The sequence below is a fragment of the Borrelia persica No12 genome (assembly GCF_000500045.1).
Taxonomy (GTDB): domain Bacteria; phylum Spirochaetota; class Spirochaetia; order Borreliales; family Borreliaceae; genus Borrelia; species Borrelia persica.
Genome location: NZ_AYOT01000146.1, coordinates 285,961 through 299,361, shown reverse-complemented (window position 1 = coordinate 299,361; position 13,401 = coordinate 285,961). Strand labels below are relative to the sequence as shown.

Here is a 13,401-nt window from a genome sequence, read left to right as displayed (position 1 = left end):
GTAAATGTATATTTTTTTGAATATTTATTAATTATTTATATTATACTATAATTCGTTATTGTAGCTTGAAACTTTATTTTTAGGGATTAAATTTTGGAGAATGTCTTTTATGAATGAAAATTTGGTAAATGTTAAAATAAAAAATATTAGATTATTTCTCTGTTTGATACTTTTTATTTTTATTTGCTTTAGTTTTGTGTTTTTAAGTCAAGCTTATTTGAATTATAAAAATGCATATTTGGATCGTGTTGATACTGATTTTAAACTTTTTTCACGTAATGTGAATTTTCAAATAAAGAAAAAATATGATGCTGCTGTTAATGTTTTAAAAAATTTAATTCATGATAATAATGTTTTGAATGTACTGCTTGAGGTGTCAAATAATTTTGTTTCAAGCATTGATTTAAGATTTATGGATTTAAACACGAGTATTGCTCTTTTTTTGAGTTCTAAAGGATTTAATGCTGTAAGCAAAATTTTTCAACATATTCCCCTTGAGGCTGATTCTTTAGAGGGTGTTTTTTATATTCCTGTTGAAAAGAATGTTTTAATTTCAAATAAAAATTTTTCATTCTTAGATATAAATAACATTATTGAGAATCCAATTTATTCTGTACCTGTAAAGGGGAGTAATGTATATTATTCAGGTTATAAGAGAGTTAAAAATAAGCTTTATTCTGTTGTAAGTATGCCAGTTACTAATGATAATCATGTGGTATTAGGTATAATCTGTTTTTTTGTTTGTTTTGACAATGTGTTTATTGATATTTCAAATCAATTTAGTTCTTATCTTAAGTTTAGCAATAAAAATTATGAGTTTTTTATGGTTGATAGAGAGTTTCAGCCTTTATTGTTAAATTTTGATGATTTGCATATTAAAAATTTTTCAGAAAATTATGCAAATAGTGTGCTTAGTAGTGTGATAGAACGTGTTAAAGATAATCCTAATCTTTCTAAAGAGATTTTAACGCATGATACCTCTTCTTATGTTTTGAGTACTTCTCAGATTTCTGGGCATGGAGTGCAGGGTATTGTTCTTAATATGAATTATATTCCTTTTCAATTTCAGTCAAATGCAATATTTTTCTTAGGCTTTATATTTTTTGCTTATCTTATCGTATTTTATCTCTTTAATGGTTTTATTTTGCCCTTTTTTAGAGATTTTAAAGTGTTAATGGAGCATAAAAAGGGGAGAGAAGATATTTTAAATTTTGATTCTCCTTTAGAAGTTGGATATAAGTCTTTTATTTTTTCTCATATTAATGCTGAATTTGAAAATTTGTTTTTCAAGACTAATAATATCATTGATAATGTTAAATCTTATGTACAAAAATTGAGACATTACCTAACTGAAATGAGTATACCAGAAGAAAACATGGAGAGGGTACGTAATAGTCTTGCTACTTATGATGGAATAGGGGATGCTTTTTCTAAATTTGAAAAATCAATCATGAATATTTCAAAAGATTTTGAATCAATATCTAATCCAATTACTGAGCATAATAAAAATATATTAGACATTTCTTGTAGATTTGAAGAGAATACTAATGCTTTTTATGGAATAGATAAAAATTTAGAAGTTTTTAATAAAGTTGTAATGTTAAACTCTACAAGTATTGATAGTGTAAAGGATAAAGTTGTTGAACTTAATTCTGTTTTTGAAAATGTAAATAAAAATTTTTCTGAACTTTTATCTCAAACTAATAATCTTCAAAGTGCAAATAAGCTTTTAGTATTAATATCAGCTCAGACTAATATGCTTGCAATGAATGCAGCTATTGAAGCAGCTAAAGCAGGGGATGCTGGTAAAAGCTTTTCTGTTGTTGCAGAAGAAATTAGAAAACTTGCTATTAATTCTGGCAAGTATTCTACAACCATTAAAGATGAGCTTAAAAAGGTTAATAATATTATTTCAGTTATAAGTTCAGGAATTGATTCTATTTATAAAGATTTTATTGATATTCAGGGTAATATTAATAATAATTCTATGCAGCATGAGAGAATTAGTGTTACTCTTGCTAAACATGTAAAAGAAATAGCTGAATTTAAAGAGCACTATTTATCTCATGATATTAGGATTAAAGACGCTAAGAATATGTGTAAAGAGATATTTAATAGTTATTTTGTTGTTAGTGGTAAGTTTCATAATTTAAATAGTGATTTGAGTGAATTTGAAGTTTCTAAAATGAGTTTTGATGCATTAGAACCTTTGCGTGAACATATAATTTTGGTTAATGAGTGCAGGGAAAAGGTTGCCAAGATGAAAAATGTTATTGAGGATATAATTAGCGAATTTGGGGATATATAATTTATTTTTTGTCATCAAATCCTATGTATAGTACTTCTTCTTCAAGTAACAATCCTGTGTTTATTTTGACTATGGTTTTTACTCTGTCAATAAGGGTTTTGACATTTTGAGCGCTGGCATTATTATTGTTAATAATAAAATTGCCATGGTAATGTGATACTGTTGCTCCTCCACTTTGAAGTCCTTTTAAATTGCATTCTTCAATTATTTGTCCAGTGGGTTTCAAAAAATTTTTGTTATTTTTAAATGTGCTTCCACTACTTGGAAATAGGTAATGTCCTTTATCTATTCTAGTTTGCTTATTCCGGTTCATGATTTCTGCAATGTGTTTTTTATTACCTCTCTTCAAATTTAGCGTTGCTTTTAATATTACAGTATGTCGATTTTGAAAGGGCGAAATTTTGTATGCAAACTCATTTTTATCAAATTTTTTGCATATAAGATTTCCATTCTCATCAACAAAAACAATTTTATCTAATATTTCAGAAATTTCACTTCCAAAACATCTGGCATTCATCCAAATTGCACCTCCAAGTGTTCCAGGAAGTCCATATATAAATTCTAATCCACTTAATTCGTTTTGTAGTGCAAAATTACATAGATCGTTAAACTTGGTTCCACATTCTGCAGTAATTTGATTGTCTTGTATTTCAATTTTATTTAGATTTCCAGTATAAATAATGGGAAAATCAATTTCTCCCTCATCATTTATTAGCAGATTTGAACCTCCTCCTAAGATAAATATTTTGACTTTTTCTTCTATTGCTGTTTTAAATATGTGTTCTGCATCTTTGATTGTTTTGGGAGCTAAGAATAATTTAGAAATACCTCCTATTTTATAAGTTGTGTAATTGGCAAGATTTGTCATTTGAGGCTGAAGATTGATCTTTGTAAGAAAATTATTTGTATTTTTTAACATATTTTTTCATTTTATATTGGATTATTACTTTTTTCAAATGAGGATTATATTTGAGATCTGATGTATATGTATCAATTGCTATCTAAATTTGTTAAATTGTTTTAAATATAATAGACTTGTATAATAAATTATATAGGGATTGTGTTAATTTTAATTTTGTTAGAATATTTTTGATTTTTAGGATTAATTTTTTACGGTATATATGCTTATTAGATTGTATAATACAAAAACAAAACGTTTGTCTGAAATAAAAAATTTAAGTGAAACTAAGGTTTATGCTTGTGGTCCTACTGTTTATAATTATGCCCATATAGGCAACCTTAGGACTTATATTTTTGAAGATCTTCTTATTAAGTCTTTAAAGTTGTTTGGGTATAATGTTAATTATGCAATGAATATTACAGATATTGGGCACTTGACGGGTGATTTTGATGATGGAGAAGATAAGGTAGTAAAGGCTGCAAAAGAAAGAGGTCTTACGGTTTATGAGATTGGCAAATTTTTTACTAAAGCTTTTTTTTGTGATTGTAGAAAATTAAATATTGTGTGTCCTGATAAAGTACTAATTGCAAGTGAATATATTGCAAGTATGATAGAGGTGGTTAGAATTCTTGAGCAAAAGGGATTTACTTATTTTGTAAATGGTAATGTTTATTTTGATACTTCGCGTTTTAAAAATTACGGACAGATGGCTGGTATTAATCCGAATAATGCTGATGAACATTCTATTTCCAGAGTTGAGATGGATCTATCAAAAAGGAATAAATCAGATTTTGTTTTATGGTTTACAAATTCAAAATTTAAAAATCAAGAGATGAAGTGGGATTCTCCTTGGGGGTTTGGTTATCCAAGCTGGCATTTAGAATGTGCAACGATGAATCTGGATTATTTTAAAAATACTCTCAATATCCATTTGGGAGGAATTGATCATATTGGAGTTCATCATATAAATGAAATAGCTATAGTAGAATCTTATTTGGGTGAAATTTGGTGTGACACGTTTGTTCATAGTGAGTTTTTGATTATGGAAAATGAAAAAATGTCAAAATCAAATAATAATTTTATTACTATCAAAGATTTGGAAGATGAGGGTTTTTTACCTTTAGATTTTAGATATTTTTGTTTAACTGCACATTATAGAACACAACTGAAATTTACATTTAATAATTTGAAAGCTTGCAAAGTAGCTAGAGAAAATATGATCATTAAATTGGCATCTTACTATTCTTCATTAAATCAATGTGACATTAATTTACTTAATCAAATTGATGTGGATATTGATTCTGATTTTGATTCTGTGTTGAACAGTCAATATTACAATAGTTTTTTAGAAAAAATAGCTTTTGATTTAAATATTCCTCAAGTATTGGCTTTGCTTTGGGATATTTTGCGAGATGATAGTTTAGATGCTCTTGTAAAACTTAGACTTGCATTTAAATTTGATGAGGTTTTATCTCTAAACTTAAGAGAAGAAATTTTAAGAGAAATTGAAAATAGGAAGAGCGTAATTGTTGATGATGCTATTAATTCTTTGATTGAAGAGAGACGACTTGCCAAATTAAGAAAAGACTTTAAACGTGCTGATGAGATTAGAGAATATTGTCGTTCTCAAGGTTTTATATTAATTGATACTGAAGAGGGTACTAAAGTTAAAAGAGGGTAGTTTTTGGCAGTATTTATTAAGGGGCAATATTTCATTTTAAGTTTTGTTTTTTTAATTTTTTTGAGCTTATTTATTTTTTCTGGATTTTTATTTTATCTAAAGCCTACAATTTATGAAATCTCACCGATGCCTGCTTCTCATGAAGATGTGATTATAATTAAAGGACGTAATTTGGGTGATAAGGTTGGGGAGATTAATATTAATGATTATTATTTAATGAAAAGTAGTATTATTAGTTGGAGTAATGAAAAAGTAGTTTTTAAAATTACAAATGAAATTAATTCGGGTCTTGTTTTTGTAAAAAATGATCAAGGTATTAGTAATGAGCTTTTTCTTGTTATTAGTAGACAAGTTCCAATAAAACTTGAGAGAGGAGATAGTCCTTTTCTTTTTTCTGCACAAAATTTGGTTTTAATGACCAATATTCCTGTTGTATTGAGAGGTGAAAATTTAATATCAGATTCTAATAGCATTGAAATATTTATTCAGACTAAACATGAACTTTATAAGGTTCCTACTAAAGATATATTGAATTTTACTGAAGGGGAAATACAATTTATTCCTCCTAAAACTTTGCATATTGGTGGAGAAGTCTTTGTGGTTGTTGATGGACTTAGGAGCAATAAACTTTCTTTTAAGTTTGAGGAAAATTTTTTTTCATGGAATTTGAAGAAGGGCAGAAATTTTAAAATAGCACATGAAATTTATTTTTTAAAGGACAAAAATGCTAATTCTAATGTAACATTAGGTGACATTAATTTTAATGTTTTTTATTTAAGTCCAGTTGAAAATGAAAGACAAAAAATTCAATCTTCATATAATAATGGAACCTTATTGGATGTGGATAATTTATTTTTTAAAAATTTAAAATCAAATAAATATAATTTCAAATTTGAAGTTGAGACTTTTCAATTGAATTTAGACATCTTTGATGTAAAAGTCTTGAAGGATATTAAGGTAAATACAGATGTTGATATACCTGAATTTAAAACTTATGTTTTAGATAAAAGGAATCATTATTTGTCTTATGATTTACTTGATTTAAATTCAATTAATTTGAATGTCAATAATAAAGATTCAGCTTATGAGTTGGCAAAATCTATTATTGATGCTTTGGTATCACATTTTACACTTGTAGATAATGATTTGACTTTGGATGAGTCTATTAAGATGAAAAAAATTTCAGTTGATAATTTGATTTTGCTTACAAATTTATTGTTTTTGCGACATAATATACCTTTAAGAAATGCTATTGGATTTTATTTTGATAATTCATCTTCTAGTCTTCGGAAACATATTTGGTGTGAATTTTTCTTAGAGCGTATTGGTTTTATTTATTTTGATATAGTAAATGCAGTATTATTTAAAGATAGCTCTAATTATTTTTTGAATATGTCAGAAAATTATATTCATTATGGATATAGAGAAGATTATGATGGAAATTCATTATTTGATGAATATATTGATTTGCTATTGTTTAAATATAAAAGTTTAACAAAGAATAATTATTCTTTGGATTATAAAATTACTTTGGAGGAAAATAATAATGACAGATAGCGTTCTGTTTGATTTAATTGAGAGGGAAGCTAAAAGAGAGAGAGAAAATATTGAGTTGATTGCTTCGGAAAATTTTGTCTCATCAGATGTAAGGCAGGCTGTTGGAAGTATTTTGACCAATAAATATGCCGAGGGGTATCCTGCAAGAAGATACTATGGTGGATGTTTTGTTGTTGATGATATTGAAAATTTGGCTATATCACGAGCTATGGAGTTGTTTGGTGCAAGTTATGCCAATGTGCAGCCTCATAGTGGTTCGCAAGCTAATATGGCTGCTATAATGTCACTTATTAAACCTGGAGATAGAATTCTTGGGATGGAATTATCACATGGTGGTCATTTGACACATGGTAGTAAGGTTAGTTTTTCTGGTATGTTTTTTGATGCATATTCTTATGGTGTTTCAAGGGAATCTGAGATGATTGATTATGATGATGTTAAAAGAATAGCTAAAGAGTGTAGGCCAAATTTGATAATTGCTGGTGCATCTTCTTATTCAAGGGAAATTGATTTTAAAAAATTTCGTGAAATAGCAGATGAAGTTTCAGCTTATCTTTTATGTGATATTGCTCATACAGCAGGTCTTATTGCTACGGGTTTTCATAATTCTCCTATTGATGTTGCACATTTAACTACAAGCACTACTCATAAAACTTTAAGAGGGCCTAGAGGAGGCTTGATTCTTGCAGGTAGAGAATTTGATATGATGGTCAATTATAATAATAGGGAGAGAACATTGGAAGCAGCTGTTAACTCTTGCGTTTTTCCTGGAACTCAGGGTGGACCTTTAATGCATGTTGTTGCAGGTAAAGCAGTGGCTTTCAGAGAAGCATTAAAGACAGACTTTAAAGATTATATTTCTAGGGTTATAGAGAATACCAAAGCGATGGCTGAGTACTTTATGTCAGAAGGTTTTAGAATAGTTAGTGGTGGTACAGATAATCATTTGTTTTTAGTTGATCTTGGTAATTTGGGTATTACGGGAGCTGATGCTGAAAAGGTTCTTGAGAGTGTGAATATTATACTTAATAAAAATGCAATTCCTTTTGATTCTCAAAATCCTTCTGTGGCGTCTGGAATTCGAATTGGTGCTCCTGCTATTACTTCACGAGGCTTAAAGAGAGATGATTCTATTAAAGTGGCTCATTTTATTATTAGAGCTTTAAAGACGAAATCTGTTGATGAACTTAAGAAGATAAAACAAGAAGTTATAAAGTTTATTACTAGTTTTGATATGCCCTGATTTTAATTTGTAGGTTGTTTATTTAAGTGTCTAATTTGTTTCAGATTATCTTTTTGTTGTTACCATTTATTTTAATTTTTAGTCCTTTTATTTTAAGTATATTTTTTATATTTTTTATATTTTTTGTGATTTCTAGTATTTTAGGTGGGTTTAGGGTATATACAACAAGGGATTATTTTTATTCTAAGTCAAGGGAATTTGAGTTTTATAAATTGTCATTTTTATTGATGGCTAAGTTGATTTCTATTTTGGGATCGATGACTGGTGAGCAATTAAATTATATTAATTTTATAATTACTTCATTAAATTTATCTGAGAGACATAAGAGTGAACTTTATAATATATTTCATTTTTATGTGACACAGAACAGGAATGCAGATAAGATATTGTATACGCTGAAACTTGGATATTTTCAACATAAAGATCTTTTTGTATGGCTTGTTTCCGTTTTGAAAGAAATCAATAATTTGGCTCGGTATAAGAATCCAGAAGGTGATAAATTTATTCTATATGTTATTTCATTTCTTGAACTTGATTTTGAAAGTCATGATTCTTATAAAAATGTTAATATAAAGATTGTTAATCCTTATGAAATATTAGGTTTAAAGTATGATGCTAGTGATGATGATATAAAGAGAGCCTATAAAAAATTGGTTATAAAATACCATCCAGATAAATTTGCAAATGATCCTATTAAACAAAAAGAGGCAAGTGAAAAATTTATTAAGATTCAGGATGCTTATGAGAGAATCTCTAAAGAAAGAAATTTAAAATAAAAATTAGTTGCTTAAATATAGCAATTTATATAATCATTTGAATGTTAATGTTATATGTAAAATTGTTTAAAGAGCAAATCTGCTCTTTAAACAATTTTGTGTCTATTTTCTTATTTCTTATTTTATTTATTTATAAGTAATTATTAGATAGCTATTTTGACTGTAATAAATACACTTCCCTTTTGATCTTGAGATGAAAGAATATTGTTTGAATCCCATCCAATAGTTATTTTTGTTAACTTAATAAGGTTTTCAAATTCTATCCCAGCTTTTAGATATAGATTGTGATTTGGCTCATAAAGAGATTGTAATATGTGAGTACCCATATATGGAGTGATATATGTCTTTGATGATATGGATTCTAAAGGTATTGCGTAGTCAATGTATAATGCGGCTCCTAATTGAGTTGCTCCGATAAATGGAGTATTGGAATTAGTAGTAGCGGCATTAGTGTTGGTAGTGGTAGCAGTGCTTTGTTTGAAAACTGCTATTATGTTATCTGATTTAGGTTTTTCTCTTAAGAGATCATAAATTCCTATTGAAGCTATCCATCCAAGACCGGGAATAATACCTTTTTTGCCATCTTCATAAGTTGAAAGCTCGGCATTAAATGTTTGGAATGATTTTGTGGCAATGTCTTGCAATAATGTGTTTGTAGATTTAGGCTTATATAAATTTTTTCCATAGGTAATTCCAAGTCCAATACCGGATTTTTTGTCTTGTGATCCAAATATTCGTTTATTATAAGATTTTTTTCCACTAATTGACCACGATTCTTTTTCTCCGTCATCTGTATTCCAAGCTAAACCTATACCAGCTCCCATAGAGAATGCAAAATTTGTGCTTTGCTGTTTATTAAAGTTAAGAGCATTGGTTGTTGGGTCGAATTGATTATTATTTGTATTTGCTTTTTTAGATATGTGTCCAAGTATAGAAAAATCGCTTGCAAATGGGTCTATTCCAAAATCAGAACCGGCTTTTAGTACCAGATAAGCGTTTTTATCATTGATTTTTGTAAGGCCAATCTTGTAAAGAAGTCCAATGGAAGTGATTATGGATGCGTTTGATAAAGTTGGGCTTACAAGATCCGAATTGATAATAGATTCATCTTTAAGTCCATATGTTATTGATGAATTATTGAATGTTGAATTTCCAATTGCTCCTGATATTCCAAAATTTATTTCAAGTGGAGTTTCTACAATAACGTTTGAGTTATATTGTGTTAGTTCGTTTTTTATTGGCGTCCATGTAACTTGGGTTCCATATAGCATGCCTTTGTAAGTATTGTTATAAGGAGCTTCGTCTTTCTTTTTTTTATCCTCATCAGAATCATCATTATTTTTTGTATTATTTCTGTTTCCTGTTCCTGTTGCTCCAATTGATAGTATCACTTCTAATTGTGATGGGAGATTGTATCCAAATTGAAGTGTACCTATTTTTTTTGCTGTACTTCGTGCAAGAATTGTTCTTCTTGTAGCATCGTCATTACTTGGAAAACCGTAATATTTGCTTGAAATTTTACTCATTGGTGCAAAACTAAATAATGATTCTTGATTAAAATTGAAATCAGTCATTGATTCCAATTTAAGGTAAAAATCATACATATTAATTTGTGCTATGATGTTTTCTACATGAAATTGTATTGGAGCATCATTTCGTCCTTTAGCTTTTAAGGTTAAGTCTTCTATCTTAACGTAACCCGATAAGGGATCATTTTTGCCCACTTCTTTTGTAGTTATAAATGGTGTAATATTGATGCTTAAATCAAGTTTGTTTTCCAAACCAGGAACTAATTCATCCATATCAAATCTAAATTGGCTGCTATTGGCAAATGTTAATTTAATGGGAATTCCTGAGTTTGTGTTGTTATTATTATTTATAGTTGCATTGCCCGTATCGTTAGTATCATTATCTGCTGCAAAGATCATTATATTACTTAATAGCATTATGAGAACTTTTGTTATTGTTCTTTTCATTGTGATATCTCCTTTGTTATAAGATTTGCGACTTCGTTAGAAGCTTTAATAATTACATATTTTTTAGGTGTTGATGATTTTATGATATTAATTCTTAGATAAAAATTCAAGTGATTTTAGGTTGTATATAGATTATCTTTAAATAAGACCAACAAGTTAATTGTTAGTCTTATTTATTAATATCTATTAAATATTTAGATTTATTATTTGTTTACAATAAAAAATAAACTAATAAGCCTGATATCACAATGTATCCAATGGCATATACAATGGTTTTAGATAGTAATTTTCCTTCTTGTCCAATCAGTCCTGCAGTTGTTGTTGCTATTGTGATGTTTTGAGGTGAGATCATTTTACCTCCTGTTGCTCCTGTTGTATTTGCAGCTGATAGCCAGTATGGATTGACGTCAATATTTGTTGCAATTTGTGTTTGTAGTGGTCCAAATAGAACATTTGAAACGGTATCACTTCCTGTTAAAAAGGTTCCAAGCGCGCCAATTAATGGGCTAAATAATGGGTATAATGTACCTGTAAGTGTTGATATTCCGTCTGCAAGATCTTTGATCATACCACTATGTGTCATTAGTCTTGATATTGATACTATGCAAATGATTACAAATGAAGAGAGTGCCAATTTTTTTATTGTAAGTAGGAATATTTTTGCTTGATTAATTATAGGAACACCTCTTATTGAATAAGATATTATCGTTGCAAGAATAATTATAGGACCTGGTGAGGTTAACCATTTAAACTGTATTGGATTTGCTTCTGGATAAATTGTAATAATTGTTTTAAAGCCTGAGAGATATTTATTTATTCCATGAAAAAGCGGGGAGACAATTATTATGAGTGATACTATTAAAATATAAGGCATGCATGCAAGAAATCCTTGCATTGCCGATACTTTTATTTTATTGCAATTTGTATTTGTTTTGTCAAAGAATTTTGCATAAATTATTGTTATTGCCATTGCCGGTATGCTGCCAATTATTGCAGGAAGTTCTGGGCCTAGGATTTTTGAAACATAAACTTGTGATATTGCAATCGATGCGCCAGATAGGAGTGTGAGTATAAACATTCCTCCTTTAAGGCTTTTAATTCCGTCTCCTACAAGAATGACTAATATAAATGGTATCAAAAGTGTTGGAACTATTAATTGTAAAGAGATGTCGTATGATAACATCTTAACGTCTAATCCTGTTGCTTGTGCTAGAGATATTATCGGAATTCCTACCGAACCATAGGCAGTTGAGGATGTGTCCATGATTAAACATAAAAGACATGCAAAAAATGGTTCAAATCCCATTGCTATTAATATTGATACAGGAATTGCAACAGCAGTTCCATATCCTGCAACTCCTTCTAAGAAGTTGCCAAATCCCCATGTTACAAGCAAAACGATTATTCGCCTATCGGAAGATACATTTGATAACATTGCTTTTATAATTTTCATGTCATCTTGACTTTCAGTCATTTTATATGTGAATATAGCAGCTATTATTACAATAATTATTGGCCATATTCCCATTATTGTTCCTTCAAGGATTGCAAGGCCCGTATTGGCTATACCTAGATTTTTGTCAAATAAGACTATTATTATAGTGGCTATTAAACATATTGGTATTACATAACAGGCTGGTTTTTTTATTATTCCAAGTCCGATGATAATCATTATAATTGGAATTAAGGCTTTAATGAAATCGTATAAGTTCATAATAAGATGTGAGCTCCTTTTTATATTTACCATTTATTTTATAACAAATTTTCATACAATAATATACAATGTTTATTGTATGAAAGTTATTTCGATTATTCTAGGTATTTTTATTTTATTTGGTGCGCATGAATTATTTTCATTGAATTTGTTAGAAGTTGAAAAAATAACATCAAATGTTAAGTCGGTTGTTTTGCTTGATTATAATACCGAATGTATTATTTATTCTAAAAATCCAAATTTGGTTTTTCCTCCAGCATCACTTACTAAGCTTGTTACTATTTATACTGCTTTAGTTGCGCTGCAAAAGAAAAATATGGATTTAAATACCATTGTCCCTATTAGTAGTTCTGCATCGTATTATAATTTGCCTTTGGATTCTTCATTGATGTTTTTGGAAGAAGGCCATAAAGTAACTTTTAAAGAATTGCTTAAAGGCCTTATAATTTCTTCGGGTAATGATGCTGCTATTGCAATTGCTGAATTTATAGCTGGCAAAGATTTAAGCAATTTTATTAATTTAATGAATAGCAATATTTTAAAATTGGGATTTGTCAATACAAATTTTGTTGATACATCGGGTTATAGTAAGGACAATAAAATTACGGCATTAGAAATGGCATTATTTGCAAAAATTTACATAGATAAATTTGAATTTATGCTTAAGATACATTCTCTTAAGGATTTTGTTTATCCAAAACCTGAAAATTTAGGCAGTACTTCTTTTTCAAAGTTGTTAAATTTTAAACACGAGAATAAAAATATTTTGATATTTAATTATCCTTATGCTGACGGATTAAAAACAGGTTATATTGGGACATCTGGTTTAAATTTGGTTGCTACAGCTAAAAAAGGTAATGTAAGACTAATATCAGTGATCTTGGGAGTTGATAAGGGCGTTGATAATGCTGGAAAGAAGAGACGTGCATTGATTGCACAAAAATTATTTGAGTATGGATTTAGTAATTATTCTAACTCTATTTGCATTGGCAAAAGTAAAGGAAAGGAGCTATAATGAAAAGCTATGAATTGTTTTTTCTTTAAAATAGATTTGGAATATCTTTTCAAGAGATAATGATTTAATAATAAGATCTAGCATGAAAATTATTAAATGCTACATTTAAAACTAATGAAAGATTTGGAGGACTGATTTTTGCATGTTTTTATATTCTAAATTCTAAATTTATTTGTTTAATTGTGTTTAAGAGCTAGACCAGACCATTTGATGGTAATTATGTGGTTTTA

Annotated in this window: 9 protein-coding genes; 6 read left to right on the top strand and 3 right to left on the bottom strand. The window is 28.6% G+C overall.

Annotated features, from left to right (window positions below):
- Window positions 1-109: 109 nt before the first annotated feature.
- Window positions 110-2,308 (top strand): methyl-accepting chemotaxis protein, encoded by a 2,199-nt coding sequence (locus U881_RS0104650; RefSeq protein WP_024653443.1) that lies wholly within the window; start codon window positions 110-112, stop codon window positions 2,306-2,308.
- Between the two features lies 1 nt (window position 2,309).
- On the opposite strand, the gene murB is transcribed toward U881_RS0104650, so the two are convergent.
- Window positions 2,310-3,227, bottom strand: coding sequence for a UDP-N-acetylmuramate dehydrogenase (gene murB, locus U881_RS0104645; RefSeq protein WP_024653442.1), 918 nt, complete (start codon window positions 3,225-3,227; stop codon window positions 2,310-2,312).
- A 202-nt stretch (window positions 3,228-3,429) separates the two neighbouring features.
- Between murB and U881_RS0104640 the strand changes: the two genes are divergently transcribed.
- Genes U881_RS0104640 through U881_RS0104625 form a run of 4 tightly spaced genes read left to right on the top strand, consistent with a single transcriptional unit; the run spans window position 3,430 to window position 8,466 of the window.
- Window positions 3,430-4,890, top strand: coding sequence for a cysteine--tRNA ligase (locus U881_RS0104640; protein WP_024653441.1), 1,461 nt, complete (start codon window positions 3,430-3,432; stop codon window positions 4,888-4,890).
- Between the two features lie 3 nt (window positions 4,891-4,893).
- Window positions 4,894-6,447 carry a DNA-binding protein gene (locus U881_RS0104635; protein WP_024653440.1) on the top strand — a complete coding sequence of 518 codons (1,554 nt, stop codon included), beginning with the start codon at window positions 4,894-4,896 and terminating at the stop codon, window positions 6,445-6,447.
- Window positions 6,437-7,690, top strand: coding sequence for a serine hydroxymethyltransferase (gene glyA, locus U881_RS0104630; RefSeq protein WP_024653439.1), 1,254 nt, complete (start codon window positions 6,437-6,439; stop codon window positions 7,688-7,690). The genes U881_RS0104635 and glyA overlap by 11 nt, the downstream gene beginning before the upstream one ends.
- A 26-nt stretch (window positions 7,691-7,716) precedes the next feature.
- Window positions 7,717-8,466, top strand: coding sequence for a J domain-containing protein (locus U881_RS0104625; RefSeq protein WP_024653438.1), 750 nt, complete (start codon window positions 7,717-7,719; stop codon window positions 8,464-8,466).
- A 143-nt stretch (window positions 8,467-8,609) separates the two neighbouring features.
- Here the strand turns inward: U881_RS0104625 and U881_RS0104620 are convergent, their stop codons facing one another.
- Window positions 8,610-10,442 (bottom strand): integrin-binding adhesin P66 family protein, encoded by a 1,833-nt coding sequence (locus U881_RS0104620; RefSeq protein ID WP_024653437.1) that lies wholly within the window; start codon window positions 10,440-10,442, stop codon window positions 8,610-8,612.
- Window positions 10,443-10,653: 211 nt separating this feature from the next.
- Window positions 10,654-12,156 (bottom strand): lactate permease LctP family transporter, encoded by a 1,503-nt coding sequence (locus tag U881_RS0104615; protein ID WP_024653436.1) that lies wholly within the window; start codon window positions 12,154-12,156, stop codon window positions 10,654-10,656.
- Between the two features lie 79 nt (window positions 12,157-12,235).
- Between U881_RS0104615 and U881_RS10805 the strand changes: the two genes are divergently transcribed.
- Entirely contained in the window at window positions 12,236-13,171 is a 936-nt protein-coding gene (locus tag U881_RS10805; protein ID WP_051374046.1) for a D-alanyl-D-alanine carboxypeptidase family protein, read from the top strand.
- Window positions 13,172-13,401 lie beyond the last annotated feature (230 nt).

Bases quoted from the DNA above. Each gene is read 5' to 3' on its own strand.
- U881_RS0104650 (WP_024653443.1), top strand. From the start codon at position 110: ATGAATGAAAATTTGGTAAATGTTAAAATAAAAAATATTAGATTATTT.
- murB (WP_024653442.1), bottom strand. From the start codon at position 3,227: ATGTTAAAAAATACAAATAATTTTCTTACAAAGATCAATCTTCAGCCT.
- U881_RS0104640 (WP_024653441.1), top strand. From the start codon at position 3,430: ATGCTTATTAGATTGTATAATACAAAAACAAAACGTTTGTCTGAAATA.
- glyA (WP_024653439.1), top strand. From the start codon at position 6,437: ATGACAGATAGCGTTCTGTTTGATTTAATTGAGAGGGAAGCTAAAAGA.
- U881_RS0104620 (WP_024653437.1), bottom strand. From the start codon at position 10,442: ATGAAAAGAACAATAACAAAAGTTCTCATAATGCTATTAAGTAATATA.
- U881_RS0104615 (WP_024653436.1), bottom strand. From the start codon at position 12,156: ATGAACTTATACGATTTCATTAAAGCCTTAATTCCAATTATAATGATT.
- U881_RS10805 (WP_051374046.1), top strand. From the start codon at position 12,236: ATGAAAGTTATTTCGATTATTCTAGGTATTTTTATTTTATTTGGTGCG.